Annotated in this window: 6 protein-coding genes and 1 tRNA gene; 3 read left to right on the top strand and 4 right to left on the bottom strand. The window is 39.3% G+C overall.

Features of this window, described 5'->3' with window-relative positions; all coding sequences use genetic code 11:
• Positions 1-166: 166 nt before the first annotated feature.
• Positions 167-1,282 (top strand): polysaccharide deacetylase family protein, encoded by a 1,116-nt coding sequence (locus BFU02S_RS13870; protein WP_066371782.1) that lies wholly within the window; start codon positions 167-169, stop codon positions 1,280-1,282.
• 75 nt (positions 1,283-1,357) lie between these two features.
• On the opposite strand, the gene BFU02S_RS13865 is transcribed toward BFU02S_RS13870, so the two are convergent.
• Positions 1,358-1,431: transfer RNA gene (locus BFU02S_RS13865), tRNA-Arg, on the bottom strand.
• A gap of 197 nt (positions 1,432-1,628) precedes the next feature.
• Between BFU02S_RS13865 and mutS the strand changes: the two genes are divergently transcribed.
• Positions 1,629-4,223, top strand: a complete 2,595-nt coding sequence (mutS, locus tag BFU02S_RS13860; RefSeq protein ID WP_174520346.1) for a DNA mismatch repair protein MutS — start codon at positions 1,629-1,631, stop codon at positions 4,221-4,223.
• 21 nt (positions 4,224-4,244) lie between these two features.
• On the top strand, positions 4,245-6,197 hold the full coding sequence (mutL, locus tag BFU02S_RS13855) for a DNA mismatch repair endonuclease MutL (protein WP_066371780.1): 1,953 nt from the start codon (positions 4,245-4,247) through the stop codon (positions 6,195-6,197).
• A 50-nt stretch (positions 6,198-6,247) separates the two neighbouring features.
• Here the strand turns inward: mutL and BFU02S_RS16510 are convergent, their stop codons facing one another.
• The 3 genes from BFU02S_RS16510 to BFU02S_RS13850 form a co-directional block, all read right to left on the bottom strand.
• Complete coding sequence (locus tag BFU02S_RS16510) at positions 6,248-6,520, bottom strand: tyrosine-type recombinase/integrase (protein WP_235842075.1); 273 nt, start codon at positions 6,518-6,520, stop codon at positions 6,248-6,250.
• Positions 6,521-6,581: 61 nt separating this feature from the next.
• Entirely contained in the window at positions 6,582-6,674 is a 93-nt protein-coding gene (locus BFU02S_RS16505; RefSeq protein ID WP_084361134.1) for a YjcZ family sporulation protein, read from the bottom strand.
• Positions 6,675-6,853: 179 nt separating this feature from the next.
• On the bottom strand, positions 6,854-7,207 hold the full coding sequence (locus BFU02S_RS13850) for a YuzC family spore coat inner layer protein (RefSeq protein ID WP_084361133.1): 354 nt from the start codon (positions 7,205-7,207) through the stop codon (positions 6,854-6,856).
• Between the last annotated feature and the right edge of the window lie 148 nt (positions 7,208-7,355).

Genomic DNA, 7,355 nt, shown 5'->3' with positions numbered 1-7,355 from the left:
CAGCCCCTTTTTACTTTGAAATCTGAGAAAAGTGAAAGCACCTTAATTAGTTGCTCTTCGGCTGTCAGACGATGTCATTAATATACTCATTTGAATTTTTGTAATGAATTTGCACAAAATAAGAAAGGAAAATCAAGATTGGATGATCAATTTTTAGGAGAAAATGATGCGAAAGCTAATAACTATAACTTTGATTTTTTATCTTTTTTTGGCAGGTTGTGACTGGAAGCTAACTGTTCCGGAGTATGTCTATAAAGATCATAGGCATGAAGTTTTGGCAAATAGGAATCCCCAAACAAAAGAACAACGCCCATTTAATAATAAAAAACTTAGAGGTACAATTTTTTCAACTCCGGTCACCTATCAGTCAACAACAGTATCCATTTCAGTTGGAAACCTAAAGAGTACTGTAACTAAGATCAATTATCATATTTGGCGAACGGCGGACGATTCGAAAACGATGAAAATATTCCCTGCTGTGAATCCTGCTGATCATTTTACTATTTTATTGGATACCCGTGACTTTGCATCAAAGCGCGGGGAATATCAAATTGAGGCATACAGTGTTGACAACAGTGGCAAGGAGACGCTGCTGTCCAAGTCAGTAGTAATATTTCCGCAGAGAGTTCCAATCCTTATGTATCATGCCGTTGATGAATATAGGGGCCAAGGGTGGAAATTGTTATTCGTCTCCCCGGCAAATTTCGAGAGACAAATGCAGTATTTAAAGGACAATGGTTACACTCTATTAACATTCGAACGCTTTAGTGATATTAATAAGGTTAATAAGCCTATTTTTGTAACGTTTGATGACGGAATGAAGAATAACATGAATGCTCTCAAGATATTGAAAAAGCTTGAGGACCATAAGTTTAAACCGGCTGCCACCGAGTTTGTCATTGCGGGACGAATTGATTCAGGCTCGTATTCTCTATCCTCCACTGATATAAAGGAGATGGTCAATTCCGGTATTTTTTCTATTCAGTCACATACCATGTCCCATTCAGATTTAAGAAGTGTCACAGATTATGTACAGGAGTTAAAGTTATCAAAAGAAAAAATTGAGCAAGTTACTGGTAAACCAGTGATTGCTCTTGCCTATCCAATGGGCTACTTTAATGATAAGGTCGTAGAGGAAACAGAGAAATATTACAAATTTGCAGTTACCACCAAATATGGCCTCTTTGTTGAAAGAGGTTTGTCAAATGAACTTTTCTTGTTGCACCGAATCCCGATTCATAGTACTACCACTATTCCTGAATTTGCGACAATGATTAGATAGCAATATTAAAGCTCCATTTCCATGAAAAGGATCGACTTTCACTGGAATGGAGCTTTAATTTTTGGGTTTTGAAAGCGTCCCAGATAGGATTCGAACCTACGACCTACAGTTTAGGAAACTGTTGCTCTATCCTGCTGAGCTACTGGGACAAATGAAAATTCAATTATTAGTAAGAAGAACATTATTTATTATAATCATTAAGATAAGAATGGTCAACTAATTTTTATACCACTTGGGTGTTTGCCCATTTTCTAAATATAGAAGGATTCTGTCAGAATCCTTGAAGATGTTTTATGTTATAATAGTTTGTCGAAGATACTCGAAAGTTTATTGTTTGGAGGAAATTATGGCTGCTTATACGCCGATGATACAGCAATATTTACAAGTCAAGGCAGATTATCAAGATGCCTTTTTATTTTTTCGTTTAGGCGACTTTTATGAAATGTTCTTTGACGATGCTGTTAAAGCATCACAGGAATTAGAAATCACGTTAACGAGCAGGGATGGAGGCGCGGAGGAACGAATTCCGATGTGCGGTGTACCTTACCATTCAGCTGCAAATTATATTGAACAACTCATCTCTAAAGGCTACAAAGTGGCCATTTGCGAGCAGGTGGAGGATCCCAAAACAGCAAAAGGTGTAGTTAAGCGGGAAGTGATTCAGCTGATTACACCGGGGACGATGATGGAAGGAAAAGGGTTAGCCGATAAAGAAAACAACTATATTGCTTCGGTAACCGCATTTGACGATCAGGTTTTTGGCTTGGCCTACAATGATATCTCAACAGGAGAAAGTAAGGTCACCCTGTTATCCCATAATTTTGACGAAGTATTAAATGAACTGTCAGTACTTAATGTCAAAGAAGTCGTCGTTGCCTCGAACTTTTCTGCCGAGCTTCAAAAGAAAATGCGGGAACGAGGCGTACTTGTTATTTCTTTTGAAGATAACAGTTCAATAGAGATGAATTTTGCCCGCCTTTTGGATGGGTTGGATCAGGAGCCATTAAAACAAACAGTTGCAAGGTTGTTTCATTATTTATTCCGCTCACAAAAACGGAGTCTCGATCACCTTCAGCCTGTGACAACTTATCAAATCCATCAATATATGAAAATAGATTACTATTCAAAACGAAATCTGGAATTAACGGAAACCATCCGTTCTAAAGGAAAGAAAGGTTCGTTATTATGGCTGCTTGATGAGACCATGACTGCAATGGGGGGCAGAATGCTGAAAGCTTGGATTGACCGGCCGCTAATTGACCGTAGCGCAATCGAACATCGTCACACGATTGTTGAAGTCCTTATGCAGCACTATTTTGAACGGCAAGAAATTCGTGAAAAATTAACCGAAGTATACGACCTTGAACGCTTAGCTGGGAGGGTGGCCTTTGGCAATGTCAACGCTCGGGATTTGGTCCAGTTAAAGCATTCCCTTATGCAGGTGCCATTTTTAATCCAAACACTGCAAGGTTTAGGGCATGAAGCAGTAAAGCAAATTGCAGATCAAATGGATCCTTGTGAAGAGATCGCAGATTTATTGGAACAAGCTATTGTTGAGAATCCGCCGCTGTCATTAAAGGAAGGAAATATTATTCGTGATGGCTATAACCCTGAATTAGACCAATACCGTGATGCCAGCAGGAACGGGAAAAACTGGATTGCTCAGCTTGAGCGCGAAGAGCGGGAGCGGACTGGCATTAAATCGTTAAAGGTTGGCTATAACCGTGTTTTTGGCTATTATATTGAAGTAACTAGAGCGAACCTTCATTTATTAGAAGAAGGACGTTATGAGAGGAAACAGACATTAACAAACGCAGAGCGTTTTATTACCCCTGAATTAAAAGAGAAAGAAGCGTTAATTTTACAAGCGGAAGAAAAAATTGGAGAACTGGAATATGAACTATTTACGCAAATTCGCGAGATTGTAAAAGAATATATCCCACGCCTGCAAAGTTTAGCAAAAGCCGTTAGCGAGATTGATGTCTTGCAATGTTTTGCACAGGTCAGCGAGGATCGCCATTATGTGAAACCGCAATTTTCACGAGACCGCCGGCTTATGGTAAAAGACGGCCGTCATCCAGTCGTTGAAAAAGTCATGAATGCCCAAGAGTACGTTCCTAATGACTGCATTATGGATCATGAACGTGAAATGCTTTTAATTACCGGTCCGAATATGTCGGGTAAAAGTACGTATATGAGGCAAATTGCCTTAACGGCCATTTTGGCGCAAATCGGCTGTTATGTTCCGGCTTCAGAAGCAATTCTGCCGATTTTTGATCAAGTTTTTACCCGAATTGGTGCGGCAGATGATTTAATTTCCGGACAAAGTACGTTCATGGTGGAGATGCTTGAAGCAAAAAACGCGATTGCCAATGCTACAAAAAACAGTTTAATTTTATTTGATGAAATCGGCCGCGGAACTTCTACCTATGATGGAATGGCGCTGGCACAAGCAATTATTGAATACATTCACAATCGAATTGGAGCGAAAACACTATTTTCTACCCACTATCATGAATTGACGGTTTTAGAAAAAGAGTTAACTCAATTAAAGAATGTTCATGTCAGTGCAATAGAACAGCAGGGCAAAGTGGTGTTTCTTCATAAAGTTAAAGAGGGACCAGCTGATAAAAGTTATGGTATTCATGTGGCACAGCTAGCGGAACTTCCAGATGAACTGATCACAAGAGCGAATGAAATTTTATCGAAACTGGAAAAGCCTGAAGATATAGAGAAAGTTTGGACCGAGGAGCGGGTTCCAAATAAAGAAGAAAGTGCGCAGCTTTCATTCTTTGATGAACCGGCATCTGTCAAAAAGCAAGAACCTTCTTCAAAAGAAAGAAAAGTATTGGATCATATTAAAAGCCTTGATTTATTAGATGTGACACCTCTTCAGGCGATCAATTTGCTGTATGAGCTACAGAAGAAATTGAAATGTTAAGTTTTAATAGGAGGCGGTACTTTGGGAAAAATCATTCAATTAGATGATGCTCTTTCCAATAAGATTGCGGCGGGAGAGGTGGTCGAACGCCCCGCCTCGGTAGTGAAAGAACTTGTCGAGAATTCGATTGACGCCGGCAGTACAGTCATTGAAATTGAATTGGAAGAAGCTGGCCTTGCAAAAATCCGAATTACTGATAATGGAAGCGGAATTGAAGAGGATGATGTATTAAAAGCGTTTCAGCGCCATGCGACATCAAAAATTAAAGATGAAAATGATTTGTTCCGCATCAGAACATTAGGATTTCGCGGTGAGGCATTGCCAAGTATTGCATCTGTTTCACGCCTGGAAATGAAGACTTCAACTGGAGAAGGAGCCGGAAACCTTGTTGTGATTGAAGGCGGAAAGGTGATTTCTTTTGAAAAAGCATCTAGCAGGCGGGGGACGGATATTACGGTTACAGATCTTTTTTACAATACCCCTGCTCGCTTAAAATATATGAAAACGATCCACACTGAACTTGGAAATATTACCGATGTGGTCAACCGGCTGGCTCTTGCTCACCCGGATGTGGCTTTCCGGTTGATTCACAATGAAAGGAAGCTGCTGCAGACAAGTGGAAATGGTGATGTTAGACAGGTTCTTGCCGCCATTTATGGAATGGCGATTGCGAAAAAGCTCGTTCCGTTAACCGGAAGCTCTCTTGATTATCAAATTAGTGGATTTGCCTCGATGCCGGAAGTAACCAGGGCTTCACGTAATTATATTTCAACCATGATCAATGGCCGCTTTATTAAAAACTATTTGCTAGCTAAAGCGATTCAGGAAGGGTACCACACTTTGCTCCCGATTGGCAGGTATCCGATTGTTCTCCTTCATGTTGAGATGGACCCATTATTAGTCGATGTGAATGTTCATCCATCCAAAATGGAGGTTCGTTTCAGTAAAGAAGCAGAATTAAATGAGCTGGTAACAACGATCATCAGAGATACATTTAAAGAAAAAGTCCTAATTCCAACAGCAGGCTTTGCTGTAAAAAAAGATATTCCCAAGCCGGAACAGACGGTTTTGCCGCTTGATGAAGGAACATTACCTGTTTATGTGGAAAAAAACAGCTCTAAGCCGTTCTATAGGGATAATGAAAATTGCAATTGGTTGCCCTCTTTATCAAATGAGCTGAAAGAAAGCAAGCGGAAGCCGTCATTGGCGGATATGGTCCATGAGCACTATGAAGAAATGCAGGAATCTGCTAGTATTTCTAGTTTTCCAGAGGAAAATATCCCGATACCTCCGGATGAAGAATGGGAATCTGTCAACCCATTTGCCCATTCGCAGGATACTAGCCGTGATGTGCCGGAAACAGATAATAAAGACAACATAAATGATCAAAGCCGCGTACCAAGGATGTATCCGATCGGGCAGATGCACGGAACCTATATTTTTGCTCAAAATGAAAATGGTCTATATATCATTGACCAGCATGCTGCCCAGGAACGGCTTAAATATGAATATTTTCGTGAAAAAGTCGGACAGGTGACAGCGGAACTTCAGGAACTGCTTGTACCCATAACGTTAGAGTATTCAACAGATGATTTTGTGAAAATAAATGAATACCGGACTGAGTTAGAAAAGGTTGGGGTATTTCTTGAAGATTTTGGCTTGAACAGCTTTATCATTCGATCCCATCCGCAATGGTTCCCTAAAGATAAGGAAAAAGAAATTATTGAAGAGATGATCGAGCAGCTTTTGGAAATGAAGAAAGTTGATATTAAAAAATTACGTGAAGAAGCAGCAATTATGATGAGTTGCAAAGCCTCAATTAAAGCCAACCGTCACCTGCGCAATGACGAGATTCAAAGATTACTTGATGATTTACGGAAAGCATCCGATCCATTTACTTGTCCGCACGGACGGCCGATTATTGTACATTTTTCCATATATGACATGGAGAAGATGTTTAAACGCGTGATGTAGCAACGTTCCATCAATTCGTAATTTGCTTTTGCCTACCATTTGCTCACTTACTAATTTGTTAAGTAAGCTTCTAATTTTAATATGCTTGCTTCTTCATGTTTTTTGGTAATATGAAGATATACGTTGGCGGTCATATCAATTGAATTGTGTCCCAAACGATCACTGACCATCTTAATATCTGCACCACTTTCCAACATCCTGATAGCGTGTGTGTGACGCAAATCATGTGGGAAAATATGGTGCAGATTTGTTATTTTCTTAGACGGCATAACTAGATTATTTGTACTTTTTATGCCGTCTAAGAAAAAAAGAAGCGTTGTCACGCTTCAAAAACTCGTTCGAGAGGCTATCGATTTTTCTTCGTAGGCTGGCCCTAATAAAAAATTAGTAAGCGTAGGATGTACCGACAATAATTAACAGGATAAAAAGAACAACGATTAAAACAAAACCGCTTCCCATTCCAGAGCTATAGCACATATGCTTCACCACCTTTTTACTAAGATTAGTACATGCTATGCAAAGCTAGTCCTCTTTGAAATGGACAAGCATGGAATTATATCAGAAAAGTAATTTTATCGTTGGATGCTTTGAAGATAAAGTACAGCATTAGTGTTTTTTAACGGAGGAATAGTATTCGATAAATAAAAAAATCGTCCTTAATACGGACGATTGAAGTTTCCCCATCTAAGGTACATCGTTAAAGTACAACATTGCGAACCTTGAGCTTGAGTATGAATTGTCAGCAAAACACCATCTGGAGTGAATTTAGTGATAACAGGTGTGCTTACTCCTATAGATTTAATTAAACGGTCAACTTCTTGTTGATTTCCAGTTTGAGCTGCTGAAATTAACCTATGTGCGAATAGGGAATCGGCAAACTTTCTTAGTATAGTGCTAGCTTCAACAACAGTTTTTTGAAAGACTGCTACAGAATGCTCAAAGGTTGCGGTGCTTACTGGAGGGTATTGTCTATTTATAGGAAATTGAGTATTTGGATAGTGATAATACATGATATCACTCCTCTTTTAATCAATACAATACATTATGTTTTAATTAAATTTATGGTGATTCGAAGTATAGGTAGTTGTCAATACGCTCTATGAACATATGAGGAAAAAAGGAGTCAAATTCTGAAGCAATGTAAGGAAAAAGGGGCTG

It is taken from the genome of Neobacillus fumarioli NBRC 102428 (assembly GCF_001591485.1).
In the GTDB taxonomy this organism is placed as follows: Bacteria; Bacillota; Bacilli; order Bacillales; family Cytobacillaceae; genus Neobacillus; species Neobacillus fumarioli.
The sequence above is the reverse complement of the archived record's forward strand: the minus strand, read 5'-3'. Positions and strand labels throughout refer to the sequence as shown.